The sequence below is a fragment of the Luteimonas chenhongjianii genome, assembly GCF_002327105.1.
Classification (GTDB): domain Bacteria; phylum Pseudomonadota; class Gammaproteobacteria; order Xanthomonadales; family Xanthomonadaceae; genus Luteimonas; species Luteimonas chenhongjianii.
In genome coordinates this window covers 1,691,324-1,705,970 of sequence record NZ_CP023406.1, presented here as the reverse complement: position 1 = coordinate 1,705,970, position 14,647 = coordinate 1,691,324, and the positions used below count along the sequence as shown (strand labels likewise).

Genomic DNA, 14,647 nt, shown 5'->3' with positions numbered 1-14,647 from the left:
CAGGCTCCGGGGTGCGACCGGCGGCAACAGGCGCAGGCTGCGAAAGATCGGCGGCAAGGCGCAGGCCTTGCCGTTCTCAATGATGGAAAGCGTTCGGGGTCAGTGGGTGGCGGCGGTGGCCGACCGGCTGTCCAGCGCGCGGACCAGCAGGTCCACATTGCCCAGCGACAGCAGATGCGCGTAGATCAACCCCAGGTCGCCGGAACGTGCCAGCTCCTGCAGCGCTTTGCCCTTGAGTCCGCGCAGCTTCTCCTCGTCGACAACGAAGAAGCCATCCAGCGAGAACGCCTCCCCGCCCGCGGTCTGGACGTTCACCTGGCGCGAAACCAGCAGTTCGTGGCTGGCCAGAGTGGCGCTGAACTCGCGTGTGCGAGCCAGATGGACCTGGTATTCCTGCAGGAAGTTCAGCGCATTGCTCAACAGAGGACTGTCCTGGCCCTCTTCGTCGAACAGTGGCATACCCGCCTCGCCGCCCTCGCAGATGTGGGTCTCATCCAGGCACACAGTGAACTCGCTCTCCCCGTCATCACGCTCGGCAAGCACGAAGGGATAGCGGCGCAGGAAGGCCGGCACATAGGCGCCTTCGACCCAGCGACCCCCGTCGTCGATCATCAGATTCTGTTGGCTGCGCAGACCCAGCAGGGCCGCCGGCACCACCGCATCGACGCTGTTGCCGGCGAAGAGAATCGGATACTCGCGCGTAACCGGGGTGAACTCCACGCAGGCCAGTGGTACGGAATTGAGTTCGGCGGCGAAGCTGAAATCGCCGGGCGTAGCGACCACCCGATGGTGGCGATGAGTCACCCGGTTCAGCTGAACCGGACGTTCGTAGATGAGCAGCTGCTTCACTTGGATCCCTTCGTGGATGGAACGGACGTCCCCCTGTCCCTCTTAAACCGTAAAAAGCATCACATTCCCATCACGCCCCGGAGACTTTTCATCACTTTTTTTCTGAATGCGAGCTCGAGCCAGAGGCGCACGCCTCACTACACCGCCTGCTCACTCCAAAAGCAGTGCGTCAGGGGAAGTACATCCGTGCGTTGCATCAGCCCGGCCTCAGCGCACCTGCCCCTGCATATCGCGCATTCAGCGGCTGCATACGCGCGACTTCGCACTGGCCAACCCCCTCTTCCCCAGAACACGCCCCGAGATCGAATCCGCCCCCCTAATCGGCTCCCGGCCAGACGTGGCCGGCTTCGAGACCGGCGATGCGCACGCGAGGTGCATGGTACCCGCCCACTCCTGGGAGGCGACCCGCCGCCCTCCGCTCTCCCGGCTCCCGTTTCCCGCCTCAGGCGCTCCTCAGCGCTTCACAGGAGGTAGTCACGATAACTTCTGAACCGGGAGCACAATGCACGGACCTATGCGCAAGATCGGTAACCGGACCGCAGCTGAGCGCCATCCGCTGCAGGAGCGCCTTGTAGGGTCAGCACTCGAGGGTCTACCCCGTTCCCGCGGACGGTTTGATTAAGGCTGAAAACGCCCGGTCACGGCGGGCTACTCTACGGCGCATGCGCGGGTTGTGGAACCGCTCGAGGTAATCAAACAAGTCCGCACGCGCCTCGTCGCGGGTTCGGTAGTCTCGGCGGTGTACGCGCTCACGCTTGAGCAATCCAAAGAAGCCTTCGCATGCGGCGTTGTCGGCGCAGTGACCCACTTTGCTCATGCTGCTCACCAATGCGTTTCCGCCCATGAACTTCTGGTAGGTGCCGCTGATGAACTGGCCGCCGCGATCCGAATGCAGGGTGACTTCGGCGCTGCTCTGCCGTTGCCACACCGCCATCTGCACCGCACGCACGACCATGTGGCGGTCCTGCCGGTGATGCATCGACCAGCCCACCACCAGCTTGCTGTAGAGATCGACCACTACGCACAGGTACAGCTTGCCTTCCACTGTCGCGATCTCGGTGATGTCGGTGACCCACTTGGTCTCCGGTTCGCTGGCATTGAAGTCGCGATCGAGCCGGTTCTCGATGCCCACCGGGCGTGCACCCGGCTTGCCGCCGAAGCGACGCTTCCTGCGTTGGGCATCCCTGCAGATTGGCGCCCGCCATCAGCCTGGCGACGCGATTGAGGCTGATCTGTTCACCCTCGTCCACCAGATCCTCGTGCATGCGCAGTGCGCCGATCACGCTGCCGCTGTCCTCGTGAAACTGTCGGATACGCTCAAGCACATGCGCGTTTGCGCGCGCCCTCGGCCCCGGTTTGCGGCCGATCCAGCCGTAGAAGCCACTGGTCGACACGTCCAGGCAGCGGCACATCATCATTCCGATGGAATAGTGGCTGCGGCAGCGCTCAATCACCGCGTACCGTTCGGTGACTGCTTCGCGAAGTACGCTGCCGCGTCTTTTAAAAAATCCCGCTCCTTCGTCACCCGTGCCAGCTCGCGTTTGAGCCTGGCGATGTCTTCATCGCGGGGTGTGCCGCCGCCGGGGAACGCCTTGCCGCCCTCGGCCTCGGCTTCGCGCACCCACCGGGTGAGCATGTTCGGATTGACCCCCACTTCCAGACCGATCTGACGGCAGCTCGTCTTCGATCGCCGGACCAGATCAACCAGCTCTCGCTTGTACTCGGGGCTGTAACGCTTGCGCTTCGACATAGACACTCCTTTTGCTCAGTGTGAGCCTTGATGGATGTGTCCGCGAAATCGGGGTAGAACCCCGGGCGATCGAACCACCCGATGGCTCGCCGCAGGCGCGCGCGCTCAAGTGATGGGCCGATCACACCGGTAGCTCCCGGTCCCACGGCGGCTGCGGACCGTACTGCGCCACCAGCCAGTCGATGAACACCCGCACCTTGGGCGCCAGTTCGCGGGCGCTGGGGTAGATCGCCCAGAGGGTTTGCGTCGAGACCAGCGGAAAGTCACGGAGTACCGGCACCAGCGCGCCGCTGCGCAGTGCGTCTGCCGCCACCCAGGTGGCCATCAGTGCGATGCCGAGCCCCGCGGAAGCCGCATCGCGCACCGCGGTGCCATCGTTGATGCGCAAGGCAGGCACGACCTGCTTCGCGATGACCTCCCCGTGTGGATCGCGGAACGTCCACAGATCGAGTGTCCCGACCACCAGACACGCATGCCGGTCAAGATCACCGGGGGATGCGGGTGCGCCGTGCCGGGCGAGGTAAGCGGGCGACGCCACGAGCACCCGTCGATCCGGCGCGAGGCGCCTGGCCACGAACGACGAATCCGCAAGGTCTGCATAGCGCACCGCGACGTCGAATGCGCCTTCGACCAGATCCACCACGCTGTCAGAGATCCGCAGGTCGAGGCGGAGATCGGGGTAGCGCGCCATGAAGTCGGGCAGCGCGGGCACGATGTGCAAGCGCGCGAACGACGACGGCGCCGCGACCCGCAGCACGCCACGCGGCGACAACTGCTCCCGGCCCAGCACCGCACGGGCCGTCGCGGCCGCATCCAACAGATGCTCGGCATGCGGCAACAGCGCGCTGCCGTCCTCGGTCAGCGTCGTCTGTCGGGTGGTCCGGTGCACCAGCCGCGCACCTAGCTCCTTTTCGAACGATGCCAGGCGGGCGCTGGCCGCTGCGGGCGTGAGCCCGAGGTCGCGCGCAGCGGCGCTGATGCTGCCGAGACGGGCGACGCGTACGAAAAGAGTCAGATCACGAAAGTCCATGTTCCCGCCTGAGAGGTAACCGGCTTGCACTCCATGATCGCCGAATCATCGATCACTTGAGCAGTAATCACGTGCATGAGCGCCGCAGCTTCAAGATTTGCTTGAAGCTGATTCAGTCCGGCGCCAGCTACCGGCACAACGAGGAGCACGCGAGCATGGCCTACCGCCACCGACGTGGCTACTTCAAGGACCCCCGATGAGCCAGACGATGAAGGCCATGGTGTTGACCCGTTTCGGCGATGCCGCCGATTCGTTCGAAATGCGGGATGTCGCCGTGCCGGCCGTTGGACCGCGCCAGGTGCGGGTCCGCGTGCATGCGACGGCGCTGAACCCGCTCGACTACCAGATTCGCCGCGGCGATTACGCCGCGCATGTGTCGCTTCCGACGATCACCGGGCATGACGTCTCGGGTGTCATCGAGGAGATCGGCTCGGACGTGACCGAATTCCGACCGGGCGACGCGGTGTACTACACGCCGAAGATCTTCAGCGGCTGGGGTTCCTACGCCGAGCAGCATGTGGCCGACGTCGACCTCGTGGGCCGCAAGCCGGAGAACATCAGCCACCTCGAAGCAGCCAGCCTGACCCTGGCCGGGGGGACGGTATGGGAAGCCTTCGTCACCCGCGCCCAGCTGGCCATGGGCGAAACCATCCTGATCCACGGCGGAGCCGGCGGCGTGGGCTCGCTGGCCATCCAGGTGGCGAAGGCCATGGGCGCACGGGTGATCACCACCGCGCGAGCGAAGGATCACGCCTTCGTGCGGCAACTCGGGGCGGACGAGACGATCGATTTCACCTCGGTGGATTATGTGGATGCCGTGCAGGAGATCACCAAGGGCGAAGGTGTCAATGTCGTGTTCGACACCATCGGTGGCGACACGCTGACCCGCAGCCCCCTGGCGCTCGCCGACTTCGGCCGCGTGGTGAGTCTGGTGGACATTGCCTCGCCGCAGAATTTGATCGAGGCCTGGGGGAAGAACGCGGCCTACCACTTCGTCTTCACCCGCCAGAACCGCGGCAAGCTCGACGCGCTCACCCGTCTGGTGGAGCGTGGGCAGGTGAAGCCGGTGATCGGCGCGGTGCTTCCGCTGGCGCGCATGGGTGATGCCCATGAGCTGCTGGAGAATGGCGCGCGGCACAGCCTGCGCGGCAAGGTGGCCATCGACGTGGCGGGCGCGCAATGATCACCGAACTGGCGTTGCTGCGTATTCGCCAACACACGAACAGCGCGTTCGAAACGGCCTTCAACGGTGTGGCGCCCTTGCTTCGGAGCGCGGAAGGCCACCTGCAGCATCGCCTGGTCCGCACGCTGGACCAGGACGATCTGTATCTGCTCGAAGTCGACTGGCGGGATCTGGCGGCACATGTGGAGGGCTTCGAACCCAGTGATGCGCACGCCGGATTCATGGCTGCGCTCACTCCGTTCCTGGCCGGCGAACCCACCGTCGTCCATGTGCCGTCCAGGCGCTTCTCGCCGCCACCAAGCGGTGGTCACGAAAACTTCTGAACCGGGAGCACAGGGCACCGACCTATGCGCAAGATCGGTGACCGGACCGCAGCTTGAGCGCCATCCGCTGCCGAAGCGCCTTGTAGGGTCAGCACTCGAACCCATCCCCGCTCACTCGGAAGAACCTCCCATGTCAATCACCATCACACCGGACGGAACCAGGCTTTTCTACAAGGACTGGGGGCCGAAAGACGCCCAGACCGTGATGTTTCACCATGGCTGGCCGCTGAGCGCCGACGACTGGGACAGTCAGATGCTGTACTTCCTGTCGCGCGGCTATCGCGTGATCGCACATGACAGGCGGGGCCATGGCCGATCCGACCAGACGGATGCCGGGAACGAGATGGACACCTACGCCGCGGACGTCGCGGCTATCGTCAACACCTTGAACCTCCACGATGTGGTCCATGTCGGCCACTCGACCGGGGGAGGCGAGGTCGCAAGGTATGCCGCCAGGGCCGAGCGCGGCCGCGTCGCGAAGGTGGTGCTGATCGGAGCCGTCCCGCCGGTGATGGTCAAATCGGACAAAAACCCGGATGGAATTCCGCTGGAGGTCTTCGACGGGTTCCGCGATGCACTTGCCCGGAACCGTGCGCAGTTCTACAGGGACATTCCCAGCGGCCCGTTTTATGGCTTCAACCGGGAGAAGGCGGAGGTCAGCCAGGGCCTGGTCGACAACTGGTGGCGGCAAGGCATGGCTGGCGGCGCGAAAGCCCACTACGACTGCATCAAGGCTTTCTCCGAGACCGACTTTACCGACGATCTCGTGGCCATCAACGTTCCGGTCCTGTTTCTGCACGGCGAGGACGATCAGATCGTCCCGATCAGAAACTCGGCCTACAAGGCAATCCATCTTGTAAGCGACGGCACGCTGAAGACCTATCCGGGTCTTTCGCACGGCTTTTTCGCTACCCATCCCGAGGTGGTGAGCGCCGATCTGCTTGCCTTTGCCCGGGCTTGAAGCGGCGCTCGAATCCTCTCAATCGCGGCGTCCGCACCGTTCACTGGCAAAGCCTGCGCGATCGCGGCACCGGTGCCGCGGAAGCTGCCGGTGGCGAGCGGGCGCTTACCGTTGAGGTCCATCCTGGTATCGCCTGCCTGGTGGTCGATTGAGTCTCCGCGCCGGGAGCTGCTGATCTGCGCTCGGTCCAGCCGGCTGCAGAACGCCGCCCGGTTCCTGTGTCGATCGTGTGGTGGATGTAGACCGCATCGGCATGTCGACGGGAGTGGCTTGCACATGTGGAGCTGCGGCTCCTGCGGATTCCACCGCGCTGGGGCCCCAAGACTCGCCGACAGCCAGCAGACCGACGCCGGCGCAGATGCTGAGCACGAGCACGAGGCCGAGCAAACCGGAGGCTCGAAGCGAATATCGTGTGGTCGGGACATCACCTCCCTGGCCGCGCGCCGTACGGGAGTGTTGCGGAATGGAAGGCTGGGCGTTTCTGGAAAGTCCGACGGAAGAAGCCACCAATGCATCGCGCCTGTCCAACGCGGGGCGCGGCCTGACTCGTAGCGGCCCGGGTTCCTGGTAGACGAAGCGCAATACGCCTTCGTTGCGTGGTCGAGACATGGGAATTGCTCCGACAGAAGCGTTGATCGGGTAGCCGGGGGTCCAGCAACTCGCGGGCGCCCCCTCCCCTGTCCTCAGGAGGACGTCGGGCCAGCTGCTGCGCCTGGCCGGAAACCGCGCGACGCTTGCTCTTACGCGATCAATCGCCCGCACTCGAAACCCGACACCGGGACTCAGCGCCGCTCATGCCCAATCGCTGGCGCCCGAGGACTCCGGGTCGCGAACGATCCGTCGATAGTCGGACGGGCTCATCTGCTGGTGTTTGCGGAAAATCCGAGCAAGGACCTGGTTGGACGAGTAACCCACCTCGAGGGCGATCTCGGTGACGGACAGCTCGGTCCCTTCGAGCAGTTCGCAGGCCCGCTCCATCCTCAGCCGGGTCAGATAGGCCCGGGGCGGAACACCGACGCTCTGCTTGAACATCCGTGCGAAATGAAACGGCGAGAGCTGCGCCTCCGCTGCAAGCTCGTCCAGACTGATGTCCTCCGACAGCCGCGCGTGCATGAGGTCCACACAACGCCGCTGCGCTCCCGTCGCAAGGCCGCCCTTCGCCGGAGTGAATGGCGTACCCCCGAGCCGGCATATCTCGGCGAGGATTTCGCAACCTGCGGCCCGCACCAGCAGACGGGACGGCGCACCTTCTTCCTCGCACAAGATCCACAGACTCCGAAGCGCTGATCGCATTGCCGGCGAATGGAACATTCCCCGGTAAAGTCGAAGGCATTCCATTGAAAACCGGCCGTCGACCGCTTCGTCGAGCACGCCCTGCCACTGGGCCGCTGGAAACGCCAGGGCACGGGTCCGATGCCTGACGTCGATCGTGATCGTATTGACCACGTCGGGGGCCGAAAGATAGAAAGCGCCCTTCTCGCTCACCACATCGAAGCGCCCGCCTCCCGAGTCGCCGTGGACGCGACTGCCACCGAGCAGGTCCTGGGACAGCACGAGCTCCGGCAGCGCCGGGCGGGACATATCTCCGCCGGGCCGTTCCATTTCAAGCAGCTGCAGGATCCCCCCTGGCGACTTGTGCGTGCGCACGTAGGTGGCCTGTTGCCCCTGGGCGAACCAGTGATTGAACGACGGGTGGGCAGACATGGTGTTTCTCCCTGGGCCGCGGCGAGCGGATCGGGCATGTTTCGCAACGCAGCCGATCGATTCACCGCAGAGAGGGCCGGGCCATTGGTTGCTGTGGTCTACCCATATCCTTAGCTGGGCGACCTGGCCGGCAGAATGTTCGGTAAAGGATGGTTTAGGGGAGTCGTAATCCTGTGCATCGGATACTACTCGTCATCCACGACGGTCAGAACCCGAGTGACGAATCGGTCTGTTCCGCACCGGCCACGCGGGCACCCCGTGCCTGGTGGCCCTGGATGGACAGGAAACCGTCACCACGGGCGCCATATCGGTTTGATGATTTCCTGCCTCGCTGATCCACATATCGGGAATGGATTCTCGCCGGCCATCCGGGATGCGCGCGTCTCCAATCTTGCTGGGATCTTGCTGATCTTGCTATCGGGTAGCGCCCCCCTGAAAAGCAATTGGAGGCCGGTCTCCTCGAGGAACGAGACCGGGCGCGGCAAGACCTTTCCTCGCAACCGGCGCTCACCGACCGGTCATGGATGTTTCCACCCCGGGGCCGTCCGGCTCACGCTGATCCGCCACAGTCGCGGGCCTGGGTGAGCGTGCGCAGGAAGCGGCGCCGCGCCGCCGGCTGCGATCGCCAGTACGGGCGACAGCGCATCGAGAGAATCACCGCGTGGATGCGGTCGGAAATCGGGCCTGCGCCCAACCGAGCAGCGGGGTACCCGTCGGGCGCGCAGCGCAGCAGCTGGCAGATGTTGGCCCGGTGACAGGTGGTGCCCAACTGTGCCGGAACGGGCGAACCGCCTGCAGGATCGGTTTCACCCGGCGCCCGAAGCATGTTGATCTGCGGCACGCGTCGCCGGGCGCCGATTCCCGGGTGCACAGGGACGTCTGCCACGCGCGCCCTTGCGGACACAGGCATGCGATGGCAGTACGGCTGCAGACAAGGTGATGGCCCCGCCGACTGACCTCGGCACCCGCATCGACCGATACCGTTGCTGCCTTCCGGCCCTGGCGGGATTTTCGATCTAGCGTCGCGAGGGGCCGACGGGGCCACCATGGAGACACACGTCGGGCATCGGCCCGACCCCACCGGTTCAGCGGGACGCGGAGTTTAGCAGGCCCGCGGCGCGGCGCCTATCGGCCGCGACTCATCGCCCGCCCACTCGCTCCACCTGCGGCGCACCCGCCTGCTGGCTGAAGCGGAACGCATAGGACAGGCGCACCGCGGTTGGCGTCTCCACCGCGTCGTCCGCCTGACAGGCGTCGTCGCCGTCGAAGTCCGGCGGCGCCTCGCATAACAGCGCCGGCGCGTAGCTCCAGCTGCGCACCGCCTGCAGCGCCGAGGCTTCGAAGGCGGCGGTATCGAGACCGACCGGCGGCGCGCAGTCGTCATCCCTGCGCACCTTCGCGGCGGACACCATTCCGGCGACATCGATCACCGCATCGACGCAGACCACCACCGGCGCGAGTCGCAACGCCAGCAAGTCCGCCGGATAAGCCGGCAAGGTCGACGTCTCGAGGTTGGGATGGATGAAGCGCCGATTGCGCGCGAGGTCCATGCGCCGGCTCCCGCTGGCCGGCTGGATCAGCGACGCACCGACAGCGCCCTGTGGAGCGGGCGACGGCAGTACCGCTGGCGGCGGCGAGGACGCGCACGCCGTCAGCAGCACCGTCGCAGCGAAGAGCGCGAACTCACGGATCACGCGGAGACTCTCCGGGCACGACGGCCAGGGCATCCGGCTCGCGCCCTGTCGTCCAGTACGCGAGTACGCGCCAGTCGCGGGTATCGATGACGGCAATCCGGTCCGCGCCGCTGATCGCGACATAGGCGCGCGGCTGCAGCGGATCGACGACCGCCCCGATCGGCAAAGGCCCGCTGCCGAGCAAGGTGTCCTGCAGCGCCGCGTCCGGTGGCGCGAGCGCGACCGTCGCCACCGCGGCATGCGTCGCGGCATCGAACACCGACAACGTCGCCGCAGTCGCATTGGTGACCAGTGCATGGCGGCCATCCGGCGTGAACACGACGCGGATCGGGAAGCCACTGCTCGGCAGCGTGGCGAGCAACTCCAGCGAGTCGGGATGGTGCACGGTCACCGTGTCGTCCGCGCGGTTGGTCACCCACACGCGCCCATCGGGCGCCACGGCGATGCCCTCGGCGCCGGCGCCCGCGCGTCGCTCCGTGGTCGCGCGCATCGATGCCAGGTCCAACCGCACCACCGTGCCCGCACGGATCTTGCTGACGTAGGCCGCTGCGCCATCGCGGGAGACCGCGACCATGTGGCCCAGGCCTTCGCCGACATCGGCGACACCGATCACCTCACCCTGCCCTACATCCACGCGCAGCAGCGCCCCGCTGGCCTCGGTGGTGACCAGCGCGGTGCCGTCGGCGAGCAATTGCAGCCCGTGCGGGCGCCCGTGAGCACCGAGATCGATGGTGCGTGTGCTGCCGCTGACGAGATCGATCACCGCCAGACTGTGGCTTGCGCTCTTGTGGCCGTAAGTCGTCACCACGGCGGATCGACCATCGGCAGACACCGCGATCTCGTGCGGCGCGGGCCCTGTTGCGTATTCGGCAATGCGCGCACCGCTTGCCCGGTCCAGGGCCCAGACCGTGTCTGCGGATTTGTTGCCCACCAGCAGGCTGGGCTGCGCCTGCGCGCCCGTCGTCAGCGCGGCGAGCACGAAGGCCAACAGCGCGCCGCGCGTCATGCCCGATCGCCCCGCACCGGCTCGGGATGCAGCCAGCCCGCGTCGCCATCGGCATAGCGCTCGTGCTTCCAGATCGGCACGCGATCCTTGATCTCGTCGATGATGTAGCGGCAGGCATCGAAGGCGGCGCCACGGTGCGGCGCGCTCACGCCGACCCACACCGCCATGTCGCCGATCGCCAGATCGCCGATCCGGTGCACGCACACCGCAGCGCACAGCGCGAAACGCTCGCGGGCCTCGGCCACGACTTTCGCGCCCTCTGCTTGCGCCAGCGCGACATAGGACTCGTAACGCAGGCCCAGCACGGGCCGGCCCTCGTTGTGGTTGCGTACCCAGCCCTCGAAGCTTGCGAACGCGCCCGCGCGTTCGTGTTCCACGCGACGACGCAGGAGTGCCAGGTCGACCGGCGCATCAGCCAGCCAGAAATCACGCTCGTCCATTTCAGCCTCCGCTGACCGGGGGAATGAAGGCGATCTCGCTGCCGCTACGCACCGCGTCGCTCCAGCGCGCGAAGGTGCCGTCGACCGCCACGCGCAGCTGTTCGACCGACAGCGGAAAGCCGTGACGCGCCTGCAGTTCGGCATAGAGCGCACGCAGGTCGGGCGCGTCGGTGGACCAGGCTTCCTCGCCCTGTCCGGCGGCGTCGCGCAGGCTGGCGAAGTACAGCAGGCGTACCTCGGTCATCGCGTCTCTCCCGCTACCGTGCCCACATCGCGCTTGCCGCCGCGTTTACCCACCAGCTTCGCCGGGCCGAGCACGATCGCGTGCGAAAGCGCCTTGCACATGTCGTAGATCGTCAGCGCGGCGATCGTGGCGCCGGTCAGCGCCTCCATCTCCACGCCGGTGCGATGCGTCGTCCTGACGGTGCATTCGATGCGCAATTCGCGTTCGCCATGCCAGTCGATCGCGATGCGCACGCCATCGATCGGCAGCGGATGACAGAACGGAATCAGCTCGTGGGTGCGCTTGACCGCCATCGTGCCGGCGATGATCGCGGTATCGACGATGCCGCCCTTGGCGCTGCGCAGACCATTGGCGTGCAGCTGCGCGGCGATGTCCGCCGGAAACCGCACCCGGCACTCGGCGCTCGCGGCGCGCGCCGTGGTGGCCTTGCCGGACACGTCGACCATCGTCGGGCGTCCTTCGGCATCGATGTGGGTGAGCGCGGTGCGCGCTGGTGTTGTGCTGCGGGCCATGCGCCTGCGCCTCGAATGCGGAGGCCCAGATGGTACCGGCCCCGCTGTCGGCCGTCCCTTGATGCGCCAAGGCGCGACAGCAGACGCCCCCTGGAGATCCCGCCACGAACCGCTTCATCAGGCGCGCGCAACACTGCCAGCATGCGTGGCTGCGGAAGGACGTAGACGACGCCGGCTGCGACGCGGCGCACACACCGCGCCCGCCCGGGGACACGCCGGACGCTGCAACAAGCCCTGCCGACAGTGCGCTTCCGGCGAGGCCGTCAGCCAGAGCGCCGTCCCGCGCAAAGCTTCGGCGATCGGGCTTTCTTTCGGCGGAGTAGCGCGCCGAGGGTGAAGCAAGGCTGCGTGGGAGACACGTGGCGGCGCGCCGGGCTCAGCCCCCGACCAGAAACATCTCGACCGGCTTGCGCGACCCGCGCGCGCTGCCGCGCAACTCGCTGTAACGATCCGTGCGACGCGACCACGCCTCCGACAGCCGCGCTGCGAAGGCGCCCTCGCCCTCGGCCAGCCAACCGCGCATCGGTTGCCCGTCGCCCGAGAACAGGCAGGTATACAGGCTGCCGTCGGCGGATACGCGGGCGCGCTGGCAATCGCCGCAGAACGGCGCGGTCACCGAACTGATGAAGCCGATCTCGCCAGCGCCGTCGGCATAGGCGTGGCGCTGCGCCACTTCGCCGCGATAGTTCGCGTCCAGTGCGCGCAGCGGCCACCTCGCGTGGATACGTGCATGCAGTTCGCGCGACGGCACCACCCGCGCACGGTCCCAGCCGTTGCAGGTACCGACATCCATGTATTCGATGAAGCGCAGCACGTGACCGCTGTTGCGGAAGTGCTCCGCCATGCGCTCGACCTCGTGGTCGTTGACGCCGCGCTGCACGACGCAGTTGAACTTGATCGAGCCGAATCCGGCCCGCTCGGCGGCGGCGACGCCATCGAGCACGTCGTCGATCTCGCCGCGCCGGCCCGACAGTTCGCGGAACAGCGCCGGATCGAGCGCATCGAGACTGATCGTCAGGCGCTGCAGACCGGCATCCCGCAGCGCCTGCGCATGCCGCGCGAGCAGCGATGCGTTGGTGGTCATCGCCAGATCCTCGATGCCCGGGATTTTCGCCAGGCGCTCGACGAGCGTCGGCAGCCCTTTTCGCAGCAGCGGCTCGCCGCCGGTCAGGCGCAGCTTGTGCATGCCGAGACGGGCGAAGCCGCGCACCAGCGTTTCGATCTCGTCGAAGGACAGGCGAGCGGCGCGGTCGTAGCCGTAGTCGTCGGGCACGCGATCGGCCGGCATGCAGTAGCCGCAGCGGAAGTTGCAGGCTTCGATGACCGACAGGCGCAGATCGTGGAGCGGCCGACCCAGGCGATCGAGTGGCGCCTGCGGCAGATGGGGGAGCGCGCTCATCGGGCCGGATGCTGCGGCACCAGCGGTGCAGACAGCGCGAAACGCGCGCCGGGCCGGGCGATGCGATGGCCGCGCGCCTCCAGCGCCTCGCCATCGGCCGCCGACGCATAGTGATAGAGCACGCAGCGCGCGAGCAGCTCCGGCGCGTACTCGCGCTCGAGGTCGTCGATGCCGCTGTGCGAGGGATTGCCGAGCAGGCCGCAGTCGTGCGCGATGAGTTCGCTGCGATCGGCGAAACGCGCAAGCATTTCCGGGATCGGGCGTGTATCGCCGCTCCAGGTCAGGCTTCCCGGCAGGCGCAGGCCGTAGGCGGTCTCGGGCCAGTGGTGGCGCACCGGGAACACCTCCAGGCGGACGCCGTCGTGCCAGAACGCCTCCCCGACCGGGATCAGCCGGAATGCGTCCCAGAAGTTGGCGCCGCCTTCGGCCAGCACGTTCGGATAATCGCCGACCCGCCGGTGCAGCAGCGGCACCACCGACGCGGGCACGTAGACAGGGGTGCGGCCGCGACGCGCGGGATCGAAATATCCGTCGACGAACAGTCGTTCGAAGCCTGCTACATGGTCGAGGTGCACGTGGGTGACGAACAGCGCGCGCGGCGCCTCGCCGTAGTGGCCCAGGTACGCGGTCAGCCCTTCGGCGCCACAGTCGATCGTCAGCCACGGTGCGCCATCGCGCTCGATCGTGGCCATTGGCGAGCCCAACGCGACAGCGGAAGCACTGCCGACGCCCTGGAAACGCAGGGCCCACTCTTCCCGGTCGACCATCAGATGCCCCGTCTCCACAGCGCGTCGTAGGACCGGCGCAGGCGCGCGAAATCCGCCTCCACCGCGGAAACTTCGCGGGCACCGCGCAGTTTCAGCAGCGAGCGCTTGAGCCTCGCGAGGTTGCGTTCGCGCCAACGGGTCTCGGGGATCCGCAGGCGCCCGCGGTCGAAATCGATCAACCAGCCCTTGCCGACGCCGTCGAAGAGAATGTTGTGGGCGTTGAGATCGGCATGATCGAGGCCGACCCGATGGAACCGGGCGATCAGCCGCCCGGTCTGCTCGAGCGGGGCATCAGCAGGCGAATCGGCCATGTGATCGGCCAGCGACCGCACATCCGCCAGCCGCTCCATCAGGATCCACGCCCGATAACCCAGGCCGCGCCTCAGATAGCTCGCGGCGATCGGCTGCGGAACCGGCAGGCCGCGCCGCAGCAGCTCGCGCAACAGCCGGAACTCGACGAAGCTGCGCACATGACCGGTCCCGCGCCACAGGTGCTGCTCGCGGTTGAAGCGCCCCACCAGGCCGCCGCGCAGGTACTGGCGCAGCACACAGGGGCCGTGCGAGGCGTCGATGAACCACGCGCCGCCGCGTCCCGATCCGTCGACCCGCTGCGCCCGCTCGCCCCACAGCGCAGGATCGAACCAGCGCGGATCGGCTTGCCGCAGCTGCGTGCCGTCGAACAGAATGGCGCCGTATTCCCCCGCATGATCGCCCGCGCGGCCGCCGGCCGGAATCGGCGTCAGAGTCTCGGCGGGATCGAATCTGCTCATAGAAGCGAGTCTACC

The 14,647-nt window shown here is 66.9% G+C and carries 16 protein-coding genes, 1 other RNA gene and 1 pseudogene; 3 read left to right on the top strand and 15 right to left on the bottom strand.

Features of this window, described 5'->3' with window-relative positions; genetic code table 11:
• Positions 1-99: 99 nt before the first annotated feature.
• The 4 genes and pseudogenes from CNR27_RS07875 to CNR27_RS15565 form a co-directional block, all read right to left on the bottom strand.
• On the bottom strand, positions 100-849 hold the full coding sequence (locus CNR27_RS07875; RefSeq protein WP_245815571.1) for a SapC family protein: 750 nt from the start codon (positions 847-849) through the stop codon (positions 100-102).
• A 592-nt stretch (positions 850-1,441) separates the two neighbouring features.
• Positions 1,442-2,599, bottom strand: a pseudogene (locus tag CNR27_RS07870) (IS3 family transposase).
• 121 nt (positions 2,600-2,720) lie between these two features.
• A complete protein-coding gene (locus CNR27_RS07865) occupies positions 2,721-3,629 on the bottom strand; it encodes a LysR family transcriptional regulator (protein WP_096297713.1) in 909 nt (302 codons plus the stop codon).
• Complete coding sequence (locus CNR27_RS15565) at positions 3,611-3,778, bottom strand: hypothetical protein (protein WP_157745315.1); 168 nt, start codon at positions 3,776-3,778, stop codon at positions 3,611-3,613. The genes CNR27_RS07865 and CNR27_RS15565 overlap by 19 nt, the downstream gene beginning before the upstream one ends.
• 47 nt (positions 3,779-3,825) lie before the next feature.
• Between CNR27_RS15565 and CNR27_RS07860 the strand changes: the two genes are divergently transcribed.
• The 3 genes from CNR27_RS07860 to CNR27_RS07850 all read left to right on the top strand — a co-directional run bounded on the left by CNR27_RS07860 (position 3,826) and on the right by CNR27_RS07850 (position 6,096).
• Positions 3,826-4,812 carry a zinc-dependent alcohol dehydrogenase family protein gene (locus tag CNR27_RS07860; RefSeq protein ID WP_096297711.1) on the top strand — a complete coding sequence of 329 codons (987 nt, stop codon included), beginning with the start codon at positions 3,826-3,828 and terminating at the stop codon, positions 4,810-4,812.
• Positions 4,809-5,135 carry an antibiotic biosynthesis monooxygenase family protein gene (locus CNR27_RS07855; protein ID WP_096297709.1) on the top strand — a complete coding sequence of 109 codons (327 nt, stop codon included), beginning with the start codon at positions 4,809-4,811 and terminating at the stop codon, positions 5,133-5,135. The genes CNR27_RS07860 and CNR27_RS07855 overlap by 4 nt, the downstream gene beginning before the upstream one ends.
• A gap of 130 nt (positions 5,136-5,265) precedes the next feature.
• Entirely contained in the window at positions 5,266-6,096 is an 831-nt protein-coding gene (locus CNR27_RS07850) for an alpha/beta fold hydrolase (protein WP_096297707.1), read from the top strand.
• 792 nt (positions 6,097-6,888) lie between these two features.
• On the opposite strand, the gene CNR27_RS07845 is transcribed toward CNR27_RS07850, so the two are convergent.
• The 11 genes from CNR27_RS07845 to CNR27_RS07800 form a co-directional block, all read right to left on the bottom strand.
• Positions 6,889-7,800, bottom strand: coding sequence for an AraC family transcriptional regulator (locus CNR27_RS07845; RefSeq protein ID WP_096297704.1), 912 nt, complete (start codon positions 7,798-7,800; stop codon positions 6,889-6,891).
• A gap of 550 nt (positions 7,801-8,350) precedes the next feature.
• Positions 8,351-8,641 carry a hypothetical protein gene (locus CNR27_RS15560; RefSeq protein WP_157745313.1) on the bottom strand — a complete coding sequence of 97 codons (291 nt, stop codon included), beginning with the start codon at positions 8,639-8,641 and terminating at the stop codon, positions 8,351-8,353.
• Between the two features lie 101 nt (positions 8,642-8,742).
• Positions 8,743-8,839: signal recognition particle sRNA small type (gene ffs / locus CNR27_RS07840), an RNA gene on the bottom strand.
• Between the two features lie 100 nt (positions 8,840-8,939).
• The gene (locus CNR27_RS07835) at positions 8,940-9,494 is read right to left on the bottom strand and encodes an energy transducer TonB (RefSeq protein WP_096297702.1); all 555 of its coding nucleotides are present in this window, start codon (positions 9,492-9,494) and stop codon (positions 8,940-8,942) included.
• Positions 9,484-10,500, bottom strand: coding sequence for a Vgb family protein (locus CNR27_RS07830; protein ID WP_096297700.1), 1,017 nt, complete (start codon positions 10,498-10,500; stop codon positions 9,484-9,486). The genes CNR27_RS07835 and CNR27_RS07830 overlap by 11 nt, the downstream gene beginning before the upstream one ends.
• Positions 10,497-10,940 (bottom strand): molybdenum cofactor biosynthesis protein MoaE, encoded by a 444-nt coding sequence (locus tag CNR27_RS07825; protein ID WP_096297698.1) that lies wholly within the window; start codon positions 10,938-10,940, stop codon positions 10,497-10,499. The genes CNR27_RS07830 and CNR27_RS07825 overlap by 4 nt, the downstream gene beginning before the upstream one ends.
• A gap of 1 nt (position 10,941) precedes the next feature.
• Positions 10,942-11,184 carry a MoaD/ThiS family protein gene (locus CNR27_RS07820; RefSeq protein ID WP_096297696.1) on the bottom strand — a complete coding sequence of 81 codons (243 nt, stop codon included), beginning with the start codon at positions 11,182-11,184 and terminating at the stop codon, positions 10,942-10,944.
• Entirely contained in the window at positions 11,181-11,696 is a 516-nt protein-coding gene (gene moaC / locus CNR27_RS07815) for a cyclic pyranopterin monophosphate synthase MoaC (protein WP_096297694.1), read from the bottom strand. The genes CNR27_RS07820 and moaC overlap by 4 nt, the downstream gene beginning before the upstream one ends.
• 376 nt (positions 11,697-12,072) lie before the next feature.
• Entirely contained in the window at positions 12,073-13,095 is a 1,023-nt protein-coding gene (gene moaA, locus CNR27_RS07810) for a GTP 3',8-cyclase MoaA (protein ID WP_096297692.1), read from the bottom strand.
• Positions 13,092-13,862, bottom strand: coding sequence for an MBL fold metallo-hydrolase (locus CNR27_RS07805; protein WP_096297690.1), 771 nt, complete (start codon positions 13,860-13,862; stop codon positions 13,092-13,094). The genes moaA and CNR27_RS07805 overlap by 4 nt, the downstream gene beginning before the upstream one ends.
• A complete protein-coding gene (locus CNR27_RS07800) occupies positions 13,862-14,632 on the bottom strand; it encodes a 3-deoxy-D-manno-octulosonic acid kinase (RefSeq protein ID WP_096297688.1) in 771 nt (256 codons plus the stop codon). The genes CNR27_RS07805 and CNR27_RS07800 overlap by 1 nt, the downstream gene beginning before the upstream one ends.
• Positions 14,633-14,647: the final 15 nt, after the last annotated feature.